This window comes from Pseudomonas sp. yb_2 (genome assembly GCF_043103905.1).
GTDB lineage: Bacteria > Pseudomonadota > Gammaproteobacteria > Pseudomonadales > Pseudomonadaceae > Aquipseudomonas > Aquipseudomonas alloputida.
In genome coordinates, this window is sequence record NZ_JBICKH010000033.1 from 22,330 (window position 1) to 36,057 (window position 13,728).

Here is a 13,728-nt window from a genome sequence, read left to right on the forward strand (position 1 = left end):
TCCTGTTCATAGCGCCAAAGGCTGTTCATGGCTGAATCGACGCCACAAAGGTGGCAGATCCTCGGGCAAAGGCCGATAGGCACCGATCTCGCCCCAGGTGCCGGGGCCGTGGAAGTCACTGCCAGCGCTTGCCAGCAGGCCGAACTCACGGGCAAGGATGGACATGGTGCCCACTTGCTCAGCAGGCATCATCCCGTTGACCACTTCAAGCGCCTGCCCTCCTGCCTGAATATAGTCGGCAATCAGCCGCCTGCGCTTGCTGCGGGTCAGGTCGTAGTGCATGGGATGCGCCAGGCTCACCCAGGCATTGGACTGCCTCAGCGTGGCAACGGTTTCGTCGAGCGTCGGCCAGTGCTGCTTGACGTCGCCCAGCTTGCCGGCGCCCAGCCACTTGCGAAACGCTTCACCACGGTCCTTGACGTGCCCGGCCCGCACCAGATACTCGGCAAAATGCGGGCGCGCCGGGGCGTTGCCGCTGTCACCCAACTCGTGCTGCACGGCGCGCGCGCCTTCGAGCGTGCCGGGCATGCCCTTGGCCGCCAGCCGTCTGTCGATTTCTTCGGCACGCAGCCAGCGGCCGTGGTGCAGCGCTTGAATCGCCGCCAGCAATGGCGGTGCGTCGAGTGGGAAGTCATAACCCAGCACATGGATGGTCGCGCCGCCCCACGTGCAGGACAGCTCCACCCCGCTGACCCAGCGCATACCCAGGTCAACGCAGGCCTGGCGCGCTTCGGGCAGGCCTTCGAGGGTGTCATGGTCGGTCAGTGCCAGCGCTTGCACCCCGTGCTCATGAGCCCGGGCAACCAGTACCGAAGGCGACAGGGCGCCGTCGGAGGCCGTGCTGTGACAGTGCAGATCAACATTCATAGAGGAGCGCTTTCGCTGGAATCGATGTTTGTTATTATGCCGTCACATCCCGATTCTGGCTGCCATTGTGAAACAATTCATCGATTTCATCCCGCTGCTGCTGTTCTTCATCGTCTACAAGCTCGACCCGCGCCCCATGGAAGTCGCCGGCCATCACTTCGAATTTGGCGGCATCTACAGCGCCACGGCCATGCTGATCATCAGCTCGCTGGTCGTGTACGGCGCACTGTTCCTGCGCCAGCGCAAGCTGGAGAAGGGCCAGTGGCTGACGCTGATCGCCTGCCTGGTGTTCGGTGGCCTGACCCTGACCTTTCACAGCGAAACCTTCCTCAAATGGAAGGCTCCTGTCGTGAACTGGCTGTTTGCCCTGGGTTTTGCCGGCAGCCACTTCATCGGCGATCGGGTGCTGATCAAGCGCATCATGGGCCACGCCCTGACCCTGCCTGATGCCATCTGGACGCGCCTGAATCTGGCCTGGATCGCTTTCTTCCTGTTCTGCGGCGCGGCCAACCTGTTTGTCGCCTTCACCTTCCAGGACTTCTGGGTGGACTTCAAGGTGTTCGGCAGCCTGGGCATGACCGTGATCTTCCTGGTGGCGCAAGGCGTGTACCTGTCGCGCCACCTGCACGATGACCCTTCTACCTCCAAACCCAAGGATTGACATGCTCTACGCCATTATCGCCAGCGACGTCGCAAACTCCCTGGAAAAGCGCCTGGCCGCCCGCCCGGCGCACATCGAACGCCTGCAGCAGCTCAAGGCCGAAGGCCGCGTGGTGTTGGCCGGCCCGCACCCGGCCATCGACAGCAACGACCCGGGCGAAGCGGGTTTCAGCGGTAGCCTGATCGTTGCCGAATTCGAATCGCTGGCGGCGGCGCAGACCTGGGCCGATGCCGACCCGTACATCGCTGCCGGCGTGTACGACAAGGTTGTGGTCAAGCCGTTCAAGCAAGTACTGCCTTGACCTGAGACGGCACGGCCTTCTTCGCTACACAAACCTTCGGATCTGTGCCATCACCCGCGAAGAGGGCCACGCGGCACCAGCAGTTATACTCAGGCCATCAGTCTGCGGTATCTTTGCCACTGGCGGGCCGAATCACCGCCGTCAATGGTTGAATTGAGTGAGTCATGAGCGAGCTGTTACTGATTGATGATGACCAGGAACTGTGCGAGCTGCTCGGCAGCTGGCTGACCCAGGAAGGGTTTTCCGTGCGTGCCTGCCACGATGGGCAGAGCGCACGCCTGGCCCTGGCCGAGCATGCCCCTGCTGCTGTGGTACTGGATGTGATGTTGCCCGACGGCAGCGGCCTGGAGCTTCTCAAGCAGCTGCGCAGCGAGCATGCCGAGCTGCCGGTGCTGATGCTTTCAGCCCGCGGCGAGCCGCTGGACCGCATTCTCGGCCTGGAACTGGGCGCCGACGACTACCTGGCCAAACCCTGCGACCCGCGTGAGCTCACTGCCCGCCTGCGCGCGGTACTGCGCCGCAGCCACCCCACCGCCACGACCAGCCAGATGGAACTGGGTGACCTGGTCTACAGCCCTGCGCGGGGCGTGGCCAGCATCGATGGCCGCGAAATGACCCTGACCCTGTCCGAAAGCCGTATTCTTGAAGCGCTGCTGCGCCAGCCCGGCGAGCCGCTGGACAAACAGGAACTGGCGCAGATCGGCCTGGGCCGCAAGCTGACCCTGTACGACCGCAGCCTGGACATGCATGTCAGCAACCTGCGCAAGAAGATCGGCCCCCACGCCGATGGCCGGCCACGCATTGTGGCGTTGCGTAGCCGTGGATATTACTACTGCCTGTAAAAACGCCGGGGCCGCTGCGCGCCCCATTGGCGGCACAAGGCGGGGCCTGCACAGGCCAATCATCTTTACTTTGCCTTTACCATCCCCTGACTGCGCTTGACGGTGATCTCCCTAGACTGTGCTCATCCGGTAATCACCGGCCTATGAAAGGAGAGACACCATGCGCAAGACCCTTATCGCCCTGATGTTCGCTGCCGCTTTGCCGACCGTAGCCATGGCCATGCCAGATGGCGGCCCGCGCCACGACGGCCCGCATCATCGCGGTGATGCGCCTTTCCACCAACTGGACCTGAGCCGCGATCAGCGCCAGCAGATCGGCAAGCTGATGGGCGAGCAAATGCAGCAGCGCCGCGACATTACCGAGCGCTACCTGTCCAAGCTGCCGGCCACCGACCAGAAAGCCATGAAGGATGAACTGCAAGCCAACCGCGACAAGACCGACAGCGCAGTGCGCAAGTTGCTCACGGCTGACCAGCAGAAGAAGTTTGACGAACTGCAAAAAGAACGCGCCGCCAAGAAAGCCGAGTGGCAGGAGTTCCAGGCCTGGAAAGCTGAAAAAGGCGCCAAGGCCCAGTAAGCTGTCCGCCCCATGCCCGGCCCGCATCACTGCGGGCCGGGCTTTTCCCGTTTAGGAGGTGCACGTGCGTTCACTGTTCTGGCGCATCCTGGCCAGTTTCTGGCTGGCCATCACCCTGGTCGCAGGCCTGTCGATCCTGCTGGGGCACATGCTCAACCAGGACGCCTGGATCCTCAGCCGTCACCCGGGCCTGAATACCCTGGCCAGCAAGTGGACCAAGCACTACGAGCAGGAAGGCCTGGAGGCGGCACAGCACTTTCTGGAACGACGCAAGAACCGCTACAAGATCGACGTGCAGGTGCTCGACGATAGCGGTGAAGCCGTGGTGCCCGGTACCTTCCCACGCCGTGCGGCAGCCCTCGAAGCGCGCCAGCACAATGACCAGCGGCGCTTGCCATGGCGCCGGCTGACCGAGGAATACACCAGCCCCGACACCGGCGAAACCTACTTGCTGATCTACCGCATCCCTCACCCGGCGCTGGATGCCTGGCACCGCGAGAGCCTGCTTTGGCCGCTCAGCGCACTGGGCATTGCCTTGGTCGTGCTGACCCTGTTCAGCCTGCTGGTGACGCTGTCCATTACCCGCCCGCTAAGCCGCCTGCGCAGTGCCGTACACGACCTGGGCCAGACCACCTATCAGCAGAACAGCCTGGCACGGCTGGCAGCGCGGCGCGACGAGTTTGGCGTGCTGGCCAAGGACTTCAACAAGATGGGCGCACGCCTGCAAAGCACCATTGGCAGCCAGCGCCAGCTGCTACGCGACGTGTCCCACGAACTGCGCTCGCCACTGGCCCGGCTGCGCATCGCCCTGGCCCTGGCCGAACGCGCCGAGCCTGAGCAGCGGCAAGCGCTGTGGCCGCGCCTGACCCGCGAATGCGACCGCCTGGAAGACCTGATCAGCGAAATCCTCGCCCTGGCCCGGGTGGATGCCGAACAAGCCCATGCCGAACCGGTCGACCTCAATGCCCTACTCGGCAGCGTGCGCAAGGACGCCCTGCTGAGCGCGCCGGATCAGGACGTGCGCCTGGAGGCGCAGCCAGGTTTGAGCTTGCAGGGTTGGCCAACGCTGATCGAGCGTGCCGTTGACAACCTGCTGCGCAATGCCCTGCGCTTCAACCCGGCGGGCCAGCCGGTCGAGGTCAGCGCCGCGCGCGAGCAGGACCGCATCGTGATCAGCGTGCGTGACCATGGGCCTGGGGCGGCAGAGGAGCACCTGGCGCAACTGGGTGAGCCGTTCTTCCGCGCGCCGGGGCAGGAAGCGCCGGGGCATGGCCTGGGGCTGGCGATTGCGCGCAAGGCAGCGGAGCGCCATGGCGGTAGCCTGATGCTGGAGAATCATCCACAGGGTGGGTTTGTGGCCAGGCTGGAGTTGCCCTTGGCTGGAGCGGCAGGCAGTTGATGGGGTGCAAAGGCTTCCGGCCTCTTCGCGGGTAAACCCGCTCCTACAGGGGATGTGGAGCGGGTTCACCCGCGAAGAGGCCGGAAGCCTCGATACATGAATCAGCCCAAGGCCAGGTTACTCACCCCAGCTACTAACGAAATCAGCCGTTTCCAGCACCGGCGCCGTCCGCGGCTCGGTCAGCGGCGTACCGACATACAGGTAGCCGATCAGCTCCTCGTTCTCGGCCAACCCCAACCCCTTGTGCACATGGGCATCGAAAGCCATGTCACCGGTACGCCACACTGCGCCGATCCCCTGCGCGTGTGCAGCAATCAGAATAGCGTGCGCCGCACAGCCCGCCGCCAGGCGTTGCTCGGACTTGGGCACCTTGAAATGGTCCTGCAACCTGGCCACCACCACGATCAGCAACGGCGCCCGCAGCGGCATGGCACGGGCCTTGTCCAAAGCTGCCTGGCTGGCATCGCCCTTGTGCTGCACGGCTTCGGCGAACAGCTCACCCAGCTTCTCGCGGCCCTGGCCTTCGATGGTTAGAAAACGCCACGGCCGCAGCTGACCATGGTCCGGGGCGCGCAGGGCAGCCTGGAACAGCGCCTCGCGCTGGGCGGCATTGGGCGCCGGGTCAGTCAGGCGTGGCACGGAAACACGGTTGAGCAATGCGTCGAGAGCCTCCATCGGCTACCCTCCTGGCAGGTGAATGTGCGGCCATTCTAGCGTTTACATCACCAGACCCATAGGTAGAATGGCGCCCTTCCGTTTCGAGTCTGAGCAGATCACATGGCGTTGCCGACCTTAAGGATCATTGGTTTCATCATCGGCATCTTCCTGATTACGCTGGCCGTGAGCATGGCCGTGCCCATGGCGACCCTGGTGATCTTCGAGCGCACCGGTGACATGCCGTCGTTTCTCTGGTCGAGCCTGATCACCTTCATCGCCGGCCTGGCCCTGGTGGTGCAGGGGCGCCCGGAGCATGTACACCTGCGCCCGCGCGACATGTACCTGCTGACCGTCAGCAGCTGGCTGGTGGTGTGCGTGTTCGCCGCGCTACCGTTCCTGCTGACCCAGCACATCAGCTACACCGACGCCTTCTTCGAAAGCATGTCAGGCATCACCGCCACTGGCGCCACCGTGCTCAGCGGGCTCGATAACATGTCGCCGGGCATCCTCATGTGGCGCTCGATGCTGCACTGGCTCGGCGGTATCGGCTTTATCGCCATGGCGGTGGCGATCCTGCCGCTGCTGCGCATCGGTGGCATGCGCCTGTTCCAGACCGAATCGTCCGACCGCTCGGAAAAGGTCATGCCGCGTTCGCACATGGTCGCCAAGTCCATCGTGGGGGTTTACGTCGGTTTCTCGATACTCGGCGCGCTGGCCTTCTGGTGGGCGGGCATGAGCCCGTTCGATGCAATCAACCATGCCATGTCGGCTATCTCTACCGGCGGTTTCTCCACCTCCGACCAGTCGTTGGCGAAATGGGATATCCCGGCCGTGCACTGGGTTGCAGTAGTGGTGATGATCATGGGCAGCCTGCCGTTCACCCTCTACGTAGCCACCCTGCGCGGCAACCGCAAGGCGCTGATCCGCGACCAGCAGGTGCAAGGCTTGCTGGGCATGCTGGTGGTCACCTGGCTGGTGCTGGGCACCTGGTACTGGTACAGCACCAACCTGCACTGGCTCGATGCCCTGCGCCATGTGGCGCTGAACGTGACCTCGGTGGTCACCACCACCGGCTTCTCCTTGGGTGACTACAGCCTGTGGGGTAACTTCTCGCTGATGCTGTTCTTCTACCTGGGCTTCGTTGGCGGCTGCTCCGGCTCGACCGCAGGCGGCATCAAGATTTTCCGCTTCCAGGTGGCATACATCCTGTTGAAGGCCAGCCTCAACCAGCTGATTCACCCGCGCGCGGTGATCAAGCAGAAATACAACGGCCATCGCCTCGACGAAGACATCGTGCGCTCGATCCTGACGTTCTCGTTCTTCTTCGCGATCACCATCTGTGTCATGGCGCTGCTGTTGTCGCTGCTGGGCGTGGACTGGATGACCGCGCTGACCGGCGCCGCCGGCACGGTTTCGGGTGTAGGCCCGGGCCTGGGTGAAGTGATCGGCCCAGCGGGCAACTACGCGACGCTGCCTGACGCGGCCAAATGGATTCTGGCGGCCGGCATGCTGCTGGGTCGCCTGGAAATCATCACGGTGCTGGTGTTGTGCATGCCGGCGTTCTGGCGTCACTGAGCACTTCGCCTTCCGCGCCCAGGCGGGCGCGGTACTCGCTGGGCGTGGCATCGAACCAGCGGCGGAACGCCCGATAGAAGTTGCTGGGGTCGGCAAAGCCCAGCAGGTAGGCGGTTTCCAGCAAGGTCATGCCCGGCTGGGCCAGGTATTGTTCGGCCAGTTCGCGGCGCGTGTCGTCAAGCAAGGTCTGGAAGCTGGTGCCTTCCTCCTGCAGCCGCCGTTGCAGGGTGCGCTGCGATAGGTGCAGGGCCTGGGCCAGGGTTTCGCGCTTGGGCTCACCCTGCGGCAGGATGCGGCACAACACCTGGCGCACGCGGTGGCTGACCCGGGTTTCGGAGAAGCGTGCCAGGTACTCGCCGGCAAACCGGTCGTGCAGCACCGCCATGGCCTCGTTCGCGGTCGGCAGCGGCGCCTCCATGTCGGCCCGCTCGAACACCAGCGCATCATGTGGGGCGCCGAACACCAGCGGCGAATGGAACGCCACCTTGTAAGGCTCGACATTCTTCGGCTGCGGCCCCTGCACCAGGACCCGCCGCGGCTGGACCGGCCGGCCACTGAGCCATTTGCACAGCGCCAGCGCACAGGCCAGCGACGCTTCGGCGCTGTGCCGGGTTGGCGGCAGGTGGTCGCCGTGCACGGTCAGAATCAGCGAATAGCCCTCGGGGCCGAGGACGAAACTGAGGTCGGAGCTTTCGGCGATGATGCGCTGGTAGCGCACCAGGCGCTCGAAGCCCTCGGCCAGGGTGCGGCTGGACATCAACGCATAGCCCACCACATGGAACGACGCCGGGCGAACCACCCGTGCCATGTTCAGGCCGATGGCCTCATTGCCCGACAGCTCCACCGCCAGTTGCCAGAGGCGGGTCATGGAATCTTGCGGAAAACGTGCATCGGGGTCGTCGAGGGCGGCAAAGTCCAACCCCAATTGCTTGAACATGGCTCTGCAATCCAGCCCTTCCAGTTCAAGTGCCTTCACGATCCCTGATGCCCAACTGGCTGACGTTGTTCTTTCGCTCATGACAGGCTTCTTTTACCGACCGCTCCTGCGGTGAACCCCAAGGATACTCATTTGGCGCCTATTGTCACTGGTAGGCCCCGTCAGTCACTCTAGACTCGAATCAGGCTCCACGCCGTGTATCTTGTCCAGAAGTATTAATCCCGGAGCACTGCCATGAACAGCACAGCGCAGTTTCGCAGTTTTGCCGAGTTCTATCCGTACTATCTGGGGGAGCACAGCAACCCCACCTGCCGCCGCCTGCACTTCGTCGGCACCAGCCTGGTGATAGCGCTGCTGGCCTACACCATTGGCAGTGGCAAATGGTTGCTGCTGCTGGCCGTGCCGGTGTTCGGCTATGGCTTTGCCTGGGTCGGGCACTTCTTTTTCGAGAAGAATCGGCCAGCGACCTTTACCTATCCGCTGTACAGCCTGGCCGGGGATTTCGTGATGTTCCGGGATATCCTGCTAGGCAAGCTCAGGCTGTAAGCATCTGAGGCCGCTTGGCGGCCCCCTGCCCTCGAGCCTTAAGCCGGCTCGCGCAACGCCGCCACGGCCTGCGCTTCGGCCAGCCGATACAGCTCGACACTGCCGTCCCAATGCTCGATCAGGGCCGTGCACGACTCCACCCAGTCCCCGCAATTGAGGTAGTCCACCTCACCCACCTTGCGGATCTCGGCATGATGGATATGCCCGCACACCACCCCGTGAAAACCACGGCGGGTGCACTCATGGGCAATGGCGTTCTCGAAGTCGCTGATGAAGTTCACCGCGCCTTTCACCTTGTGCTTGAGGTACGCCGACAGCGACCAGTAACCATAGCCATACCGCGCACGCCAGTGGTTGAGCCAGCGGTTGAGCACCAAGGTGAATTCGTAGGCGCGGTCACCCAGAAACGCCAGCCAGCGGTGGTAACGGGTAATCACATCGAACTGATCACCATGGACCACCAGCAGTCGGCGGCCATCGGCTGTCAGGTGCTCGGCCTCGTCTACCAGCTGAATGTTGCCCAGAATCAACTTTGAGTAGCGGCGCAGGAATTCGTCATGGTTGCCGGTGACGTAGATCACCTCGGTACCGCGCTTGCTCATGGTCAGCAGCCGGCGAATCACGTTGGTGTGGGCTTGCGGCCAGTAGATCCCGCCGCGCAGCTTCCAGCCATCTATGATATCGCCCACCAGATAGACGCGATCAGCCTGGTAGCCCTTGAGAAACTGCGACAGGTGTTCGGCCTGGCAGTCGCGGGTACCCAGGTGCACGTCGGAGATCCACAGGGTACGCACGCGTTGCTTGCGCGAGGGGCGGGACAGTTCGGCATGGCTCATGGGCAGGCTCCGGCGCAGTTTGCTGGAGACTGGCAGGCACACATGACAGCGCCATGGCAAAACGGTGACGAGTGATGGCGTGCAGGGATTGAGGCACAATGGGCGCCTGCCCTGCGAGGAAGCCCCCATGACCGCCGGCCCGATCCTCTCGCTGCGCCATTACCGCGACAGCCTGATCGCCCATAGCCACGAACACCCGCAACTGGTGTTCGGCCTGCGCGGCCGCCTGGAGTTCGAGGTCCAGGGACATGGCGCCGGCATCGATCGCCAGGGGCTGATCGTGGTCCCGGCGGGTGCTCATCACACGTGCGCCAGCGATGCCGGCAGTGATTGCCTGGTGCTTGATGTGCCAGGGGAGCCTTGGCTGCGCGAGCACCTGGGCGAGCATGCCGATGCCAGCCGCCGCCTGCTCGACCGCCCGGCCGCCGTAAGCCTGGATGAGCGCCAGCAGCAACTGGTGGACTGGCTGGCGACCAGCCCCGTGCACGACCCGTTGATCGCCAGGCAAGGCGCGGCACTGCTGCTGGCCAGCCTCAACGCCACGGCGGCAGCCAGCGTGCACCCCAGCCAGCGCCTGCCCTACAGCGCCTTCGATGCGCATATCGAACAGCATGCTGCCTACCCGCTGCAGGTTGCCGACCTGGCACGCATCGCCGGGCTGTCCATTGCCCGGCTGCATGCGCGATTTACCGCGGAGTGCGGGATGACTCCGATGGACTACATTCGCCAGCGGCGGTTGCTCAAGGCGCGGCGGCTAATCGTGCAGACCGTGCTGCCGATGGGCGAAATTGCGGCGCAGGTGGGGTATAGCTCGCAAAGTGCCTTTTCAGCGGCGATGCTGCGGGCGTTCGGGTGTACACCTTTGGCTTTGCGGCGAGAGTCTGGCGATAACTGACAGCAGTCTTGCGACAGAATGTGTTTGCCTGAGGCTTTACACTTTGCCTTTGCCGGCCCCTTCGCGGGTAAACCCGCTCCTACAGGATGCCCCCGCCTGAATGTTGTGCAAAACCTGTAGGAGCGGGTTTACCCGCGAAAGGGCCGGCACTGCCTGTAGAGATCTCCATCAAGGACCCACCATGAACCACCGCACCGCCCTCGGCGCACTGCACATTGGCGCGCTGTTCTTCGGCCTTACCGGCGTCTTCGGCAAACTGGCCACCAGCGCCAGCCCGGCGATCATCGTCTTCGGTCGCGCCACCTTCGCCGTACTCGCGCTGGCCCTGTTCGCCAGCCTGGCCGGTCCGGGCTGGCAACGCCTGAGCAGCCAGGATGCGCGCCGCCTGCTGCTCGGTGGTGTGCTGCTGGCCGGCCACTGGGTCAGCTTCTTCATCGCCGTCAAAGTGGGCGGCGTAGCCATCGCCACCCTCGGCTTCGCCAGCTTCCCGGCCTTTACGGTGATCCTCGAAAGCCTGCTGTTCCGCGAGCGTATCCACCGTAACGAAGCCGTCTTGGTCGTGCTGGTCAGCATCGGCCTGATACTGGTCACACCAGCATTCGACCTGGCCAGCGAAGCCACCGGCGGCCTGCTCTGGGCACTGCTCTCGGGCCTGCTGTTCTCGCTGCTGTCACTGACCAACCGGGCCGGCTCCGGCCGTTTGCCTGCGGTACAGGCCGCACTGTGGCAAAACCTGGTGGTGGGCCTGTGCCTGCTGCCGTTCGCAGCGCCCGGCCTGGCCGACGTTGCGGCCCTGGACTGGCTGTGGATCGCCCTGCTCGGCATCTTCTGCACGGGTGTGGCGCACAGCCTGTTCGTCGCCAGCCTGGCGGTGATCAAGGCGCGCACCGCCGCGGTCGTGTTCGGCATGGAGCCGGTCTACGGTATTGCCGTGGCCTGGGCAGTGTTCGCCGAAACCCCGACCGTGCGCATGCTGCTGGGCGGCGCGCTGATCATCTTCGCTATCGTGCTGTCCAGCCGTCTGGCTGCCGAGCAACCGCCCAGGCAGCGACCACTGACCGAGGGCGCCTGATCAGCGGTCGTTGTGACCAAGATCACGCTGCGGGTCGACCTGGTCGCGCACCCGCTGCTTCAGTACCTTCGCTTCGGGGAAACCACCGTCGGCCTTGCGCTCCCAGATCTGCACGCCATTGCAGGTGATGCGGAAGATACCCCCGGTACCCGGCTCCAGCGCCACCCGGCCAAGGTCGTCGGCAAAGGTGCTGAGCAGTTCCTGAGCCAGCCAGGCAGCACGCAGCAGCCACTGGCACTGGGTGCAATAGGTGATGACGATTTCCGGCTTGTGGTTAGCCATGGTGAAACATCTCCAGGTAAGGGGCCGCTTATACTATCGGTCTTTAGCCCACGGTTTGAGACTCACGATGCGCCGTTTGCTGTTCTGTTTTCTGCTCGTCCTTACCTCGCTTACGGCAATCGCTGCGGAACCCGCCAGGCCCAAGGTCGGCCTGGTGTTGTCTGGCGGTGCGGCCCGTGGCCTGGCCCACATCGGCGTACTCAAGGCGCTGGAGGAACAGGGTGTGCGCATCGACGCCATCGCCGGCACCAGCATGGGCGCGGTGGTCGGCGGCCTGTACGCCTCGGGCTACAGTGTCGAAGAGCTGGAAAAACTCGCGACCACCCTTGACTGGCAACAGGCGCTCTCCGATGCACCGCCCCGCGAGGATGTGCCGTTCCGGCGCAAGCAGGATGACCGCGACTTTCTGGTCAAGCAGAAGCTCAGCTTTCGCGACGACGGCAGCCTGGGCCTGCCGCTGGGTGTGATTCAGGGCCAGAACCTGTCACTGCTGCTGGAAAGCAAACTGGCGCATACCGCCGATACCCGCGACTTCGACAAGCTGCCCATCCCCTTCCGCGCCGTGGCCACCGACATCGCCAGTGGCGAAAAAGTCGTATTCCGCCGTGGTCACCTGCCCCAGGTAATCCGCGCCAGCATGTCGATCCCCGCCGTGTTCGCCCCGGTCGAGCTGGACGGCCGTCTGCTGGTGGACGGCGGCATGGTCGACAACATTCCGGTGGATGTGGCCCGCGAAATGGGCGTGGACCTGGCCATCGTGGTCGACATCGGCACCCCGCTGCGCGATCGCAAGCAATTACTGACGGTCGTCGACGTGCTGAATCAGTCGATCACTTTGATGACCCGGCGCAACTCCGAAGAACAACTGGCCAGTCTGCACCGCGACGACATCCTCATCCAGCCATCGCTGACCGCCTTCGGCGTGACTGACTTCGGCCGTGCCCGCGACATGATCGACGCCGGTTACCGCGCCACTCGCCTGCTTGACCCACGCCTGGCCACCCTGCGCCAGCTCGAGGGCGACGCCAGCCTGGCCGTGGCCCGCTCGCCGCGCCAGCGCACGCCGGTAATCACCGCAATCCGGATCGAAAACGACTCCAAGGTCAGCGATGATGTGATCCGCTCGTACATCCGCCAGCCGATCGACGCACCGCTGGAACTGGGCCGCCTGCAGACCGACATGGGTACGCTGTATGGCCTGGACTACTTCGACAGGGTGCAGTACCGCGTGGTGCACAAGGGCAACGACAATACCCTGGTGATCAACGCCCGGGGCCGACGCGGCGGCACCGACTACCTGCGCCTGGGCCTGAACCTGTCCGATGACCTGCGCGGCGACAGCGCTTTCAACCTGGGCGCCAGCTACCGGGTCAACGGCATCAACAGCCTTGGCGCCGAATGGCTGACCCGCGGCCAGATCGGTGACCAGCAAGCGCTGTACAGTGAGTTCTACCAACCCCTGGATGTGGGCTCACGCTACTTCATTGCGCCGTATCTGGACCTGGGCTCGCAGAACATCGAGGCCACCCTGGACAACGACCCGGTCGCCGAGTATCGCCTGGAGCGCTACGGTTTTGGCCTGAACGTAGGCCGGCAGATCGGCAACAGCGGGGAAGTGCGCCTGGGCGTGGGCAAGGCCTGGGGCGAGGCCGAGGTGCGCATCGGCGACCAGGACCTGCCCAAAGTCAGTTTCAACGAAGGTTTCTACGAGCTGAAGTACTCGTTCGACACCCTCGATAACGTGTACTTCCCGCACCATGGCGAGGACATCGGCCTGACCTTGCGCAAATACGACAAGTCGCTGGACTCCGACCAGGATTACCGGCAGTGGCTGTTCACCCTGGACAAGGCCATCAGCAGCGGGCCGAACACGTTCGTGCTGGGTGGGAGCTACGGGCGCACGCTTGACGATACCGAAGTGGTGACGTCGAGCTTCGTGATGGGCGGGGCGCGACAGCTGTCAGGCTTCCGCGAGGACTCGGTATCGGGGCAGAACGCGAGCCTGCTGCGCATGGTCTATTACCGCCGGCTGACGCCGCGGGCCTATGTGCCGCTGGACTTCCCGCTGTACATCGGCGGCTCGCTGGAGCGTGGGCGGGCGTGGAACAACGACAACGAATTCGACAGTGGGTACATCAATGCGGCGAGCATCTTTCTGGGGCTGGATACGCCTCTAGGGCCACTGAACTTCAGCTACGGCGCCAACAGTGCGCATGAGCAAGCGGTGTACCTGAACCTTGGGCACACCTTCTGAGGCTTGCACTGCACCTGCATCGATGGG

General features: G+C 64.0%; 15 protein-coding genes. 10 read left to right on the plus strand and 5 right to left on the minus strand.

The window, feature by feature from the left end:
• Positions 1-6 precede the first annotated feature (6 nt).
• Positions 7-867, minus strand: coding sequence for a PHP domain-containing protein (locus tag ACF8FB_RS07070; protein WP_010955187.1), 861 nt, complete (start codon positions 865-867; stop codon positions 7-9).
• Between the two features lie 67 nt (positions 868-934).
• Between ACF8FB_RS07070 and ACF8FB_RS07075 the strand changes: the two genes are divergently transcribed.
• The 5 genes from ACF8FB_RS07075 (at position 935) to ACF8FB_RS07095 (ending at position 4,647) form a co-directional block, all read left to right on the plus strand.
• A complete protein-coding gene (locus ACF8FB_RS07075) occupies positions 935-1,528 on the plus strand; it encodes a septation protein A (protein ID WP_010955188.1) in 594 nt (197 codons plus the stop codon).
• Between the two features lies 1 nt (position 1,529).
• Positions 1,530-1,829: a YciI family protein gene (locus tag ACF8FB_RS07080; protein ID WP_003254549.1), complete on the plus strand. Its 300-nt coding sequence runs from the start codon at positions 1,530-1,532 to the stop codon at positions 1,827-1,829.
• Between the two features lie 164 nt (positions 1,830-1,993).
• Positions 1,994-2,671, plus strand: coding sequence for a response regulator transcription factor (locus ACF8FB_RS07085; protein ID WP_003254551.1), 678 nt, complete (start codon positions 1,994-1,996; stop codon positions 2,669-2,671).
• Positions 2,672-2,831: 160 nt separating this feature from the next.
• Positions 2,832-3,248 carry a Spy/CpxP family protein refolding chaperone gene (locus tag ACF8FB_RS07090; protein WP_010955189.1) on the plus strand — a complete coding sequence of 139 codons (417 nt, stop codon included), beginning with the start codon at positions 2,832-2,834 and terminating at the stop codon, positions 3,246-3,248.
• Positions 3,249-3,306: 58 nt separating this feature from the next.
• Positions 3,307-4,647 carry an ATP-binding protein gene (locus ACF8FB_RS07095; RefSeq protein ID WP_392511151.1) on the plus strand — a complete coding sequence of 447 codons (1,341 nt, stop codon included), beginning with the start codon at positions 3,307-3,309 and terminating at the stop codon, positions 4,645-4,647.
• Positions 4,648-4,764: 117 nt separating this feature from the next.
• On the opposite strand, the gene ACF8FB_RS07100 is transcribed toward ACF8FB_RS07095, so the two are convergent.
• Entirely contained in the window at positions 4,765-5,322 is a 558-nt protein-coding gene (locus ACF8FB_RS07100; protein WP_392511152.1) for an NAD(P)H nitroreductase, read from the minus strand.
• A 102-nt stretch (positions 5,323-5,424) separates the two neighbouring features.
• Here ACF8FB_RS07100 and ACF8FB_RS07105 point away from each other — a divergent pair, with 102 nt between their 5' ends.
• Positions 5,425-6,879 (plus strand): TrkH family potassium uptake protein, encoded by a 1,455-nt coding sequence (locus tag ACF8FB_RS07105; protein WP_020193572.1) that lies wholly within the window; start codon positions 5,425-5,427, stop codon positions 6,877-6,879.
• On the opposite strand, the gene ACF8FB_RS07110 is transcribed toward ACF8FB_RS07105, so the two are convergent.
• On the minus strand, positions 6,836-7,897 hold the full coding sequence (locus tag ACF8FB_RS07110) for an AraC family transcriptional regulator (protein WP_104886532.1): 1,062 nt from the start codon (positions 7,895-7,897) through the stop codon (positions 6,836-6,838). The two genes, ACF8FB_RS07105 and ACF8FB_RS07110, sit on opposite strands and share 44 nt — an antisense overlap.
• A 153-nt stretch (positions 7,898-8,050) precedes the next feature.
• Here ACF8FB_RS07110 and ACF8FB_RS07115 point away from each other — a divergent pair, with 153 nt between their 5' ends.
• Positions 8,051-8,362: a DUF962 domain-containing protein gene (locus tag ACF8FB_RS07115; protein WP_003254563.1), complete on the plus strand. Its 312-nt coding sequence runs from the start codon at positions 8,051-8,053 to the stop codon at positions 8,360-8,362.
• Positions 8,363-8,400: 38 nt separating this feature from the next.
• Here the strand turns inward: ACF8FB_RS07115 and ACF8FB_RS07120 are convergent, their stop codons facing one another.
• The gene (locus tag ACF8FB_RS07120) at positions 8,401-9,198 is read right to left on the minus strand and encodes a UDP-2,3-diacylglucosamine diphosphatase (RefSeq protein ID WP_003254566.1); all 798 of its coding nucleotides are present in this window, start codon (positions 9,196-9,198) and stop codon (positions 8,401-8,403) included.
• A 127-nt stretch (positions 9,199-9,325) separates the two neighbouring features.
• Between ACF8FB_RS07120 and ACF8FB_RS07125 the strand changes: the two genes are divergently transcribed.
• Positions 9,326-10,093: an AraC family transcriptional regulator gene (locus ACF8FB_RS07125; RefSeq protein WP_104886533.1), complete on the plus strand. Its 768-nt coding sequence runs from the start codon at positions 9,326-9,328 to the stop codon at positions 10,091-10,093.
• A gap of 181 nt (positions 10,094-10,274) precedes the next feature.
• Positions 10,275-11,165: a DMT family transporter gene (locus tag ACF8FB_RS07130; protein WP_010955195.1), complete on the plus strand. Its 891-nt coding sequence runs from the start codon at positions 10,275-10,277 to the stop codon at positions 11,163-11,165.
• On the opposite strand, the gene ACF8FB_RS07135 is transcribed toward ACF8FB_RS07130, so the two are convergent.
• Positions 11,166-11,447 carry a SelT/SelW/SelH family protein gene (locus tag ACF8FB_RS07135; protein WP_010955196.1) on the minus strand — a complete coding sequence of 94 codons (282 nt, stop codon included), beginning with the start codon at positions 11,445-11,447 and terminating at the stop codon, positions 11,166-11,168.
• Positions 11,448-11,514: 67 nt separating this feature from the next.
• Between ACF8FB_RS07135 and ACF8FB_RS07140 the strand changes: the two genes are divergently transcribed.
• The gene (locus tag ACF8FB_RS07140) at positions 11,515-13,701 is read left to right on the plus strand and encodes a patatin-like phospholipase family protein (RefSeq protein ID WP_392511153.1); all 2,187 of its coding nucleotides are present in this window, start codon (positions 11,515-11,517) and stop codon (positions 13,699-13,701) included.
• Positions 13,702-13,728 lie beyond the last annotated feature (27 nt).

What these genes read in the sequence shown, in the direction of transcription:
- ACF8FB_RS07090 (WP_010955189.1), top strand. Translation starts at nt 2,832, where the DNA reads ATGCGCAAGACCCTTATCGCCCTGATGTTCGCTGCCGCTTTGCCGACC.
- ACF8FB_RS07140 (WP_392511153.1), top strand. Translation starts at nt 11,515, where the DNA reads ATGCGCCGTTTGCTGTTCTGTTTTCTGCTCGTCCTTACCTCGCTTACG.
- ACF8FB_RS07085 (WP_003254551.1), top strand. Translation starts at nt 1,994, where the DNA reads ATGAGCGAGCTGTTACTGATTGATGATGACCAGGAACTGTGCGAGCTG.
- ACF8FB_RS07135 (WP_010955196.1), bottom strand. Translation starts at nt 11,447, where the DNA reads ATGGCTAACCACAAGCCGGAAATCGTCATCACCTATTGCACCCAGTGC.
- ACF8FB_RS07070 (WP_010955187.1), bottom strand. Translation starts at nt 867, where the DNA reads ATGAATGTTGATCTGCACTGTCACAGCACGGCCTCCGACGGCGCCCTG.
- ACF8FB_RS07130 (WP_010955195.1), top strand. Translation starts at nt 10,275, where the DNA reads ATGAACCACCGCACCGCCCTCGGCGCACTGCACATTGGCGCGCTGTTC.
- ACF8FB_RS07100 (WP_392511152.1), bottom strand. Translation starts at nt 5,322, where the DNA reads ATGGAGGCTCTCGACGCATTGCTCAACCGTGTTTCCGTGCCACGCCTG.
- ACF8FB_RS07110 (WP_104886532.1), bottom strand. Translation starts at nt 7,897, where the DNA reads ATGAGCGAAAGAACAACGTCAGCCAGTTGGGCATCAGGGATCGTGAAG.
- ACF8FB_RS07120 (WP_003254566.1), bottom strand. Translation starts at nt 9,198, where the DNA reads ATGAGCCATGCCGAACTGTCCCGCCCCTCGCGCAAGCAACGCGTGCGT.
- ACF8FB_RS07105 (WP_020193572.1), top strand. Translation starts at nt 5,425, where the DNA reads ATGGCGTTGCCGACCTTAAGGATCATTGGTTTCATCATCGGCATCTTC.
- ACF8FB_RS07125 (WP_104886533.1), top strand. Translation starts at nt 9,326, where the DNA reads ATGACCGCCGGCCCGATCCTCTCGCTGCGCCATTACCGCGACAGCCTG.
- ACF8FB_RS07080 (WP_003254549.1), top strand. Translation starts at nt 1,530, where the DNA reads ATGCTCTACGCCATTATCGCCAGCGACGTCGCAAACTCCCTGGAAAAG.
- ACF8FB_RS07115 (WP_003254563.1), top strand. Translation starts at nt 8,051, where the DNA reads ATGAACAGCACAGCGCAGTTTCGCAGTTTTGCCGAGTTCTATCCGTAC.